The organism is Wolbachia endosymbiont of Drosophila baimaii (assembly GCF_028982185.1).
Taxonomy (GTDB): Bacteria; Pseudomonadota; Alphaproteobacteria; order Rickettsiales; family Anaplasmataceae; genus Wolbachia; species Wolbachia pipientis.
The window spans coordinates 1-550 of the sequence record NZ_JAPQLE010000170.1 but is presented as its reverse complement, the minus strand read 5'-3'; the positions used below and the strand labels follow the sequence as shown (position 1 = coordinate 550).

At 34.0% G+C, this 550-nt stretch carries 1 pseudogene; it reads left to right on the top strand.

Features of this window, described 5'->3' with window-relative positions:
- Nucleotides 1-550, top strand: a pseudogene (locus OZD66_RS05330) (IS630 family transposase); the annotation flags it as partial.

Genomic DNA, 550 nt, shown 5'->3' with positions numbered 1-550 from the left:
ATTGAATCAAAGTCAACGTGAACAAGTTGAAGCATGGATACAAGAAAATCCTAATATCACCATTAAAGAAATGAGAATAAAAATCCAGGAAAGATTTGGTTTGGATATCAGTAAGTCCACAGTACACCGTAATATGCAAAGAATGAAATTCTCATATATTACTCCAAGACCAGTTCATAATGGTAAAGATAAAAGCAAACAAGAGGAGTTTAAAAAAAAATCTCAACGAAACTATTGGCAAATATCCAGAAAAAGAGCTATTTTTCTTTGATGAGTCTCGGTTTGGCACACATTCAAAAATTGGACATGGGTGGTTTAAAAAAGGCATTAGGACACAGGTTAAAATAAAATTAGGTAGGCAAAATTTCTATCTCTATAGTGCGGTTAATCCTAGAAATGGAGAGAGTTCTAGCTTGTTTGCACCAAATGTCAACACTGATTGCATGAATATATTTCTTGAGCAGATGTCGCAATATCTAGGAATACGAGAGACTTTTCTCGTTATGGACTGTGCTAGTTGGCATAGGTCAAAAAATTTAAAGGTACCTAA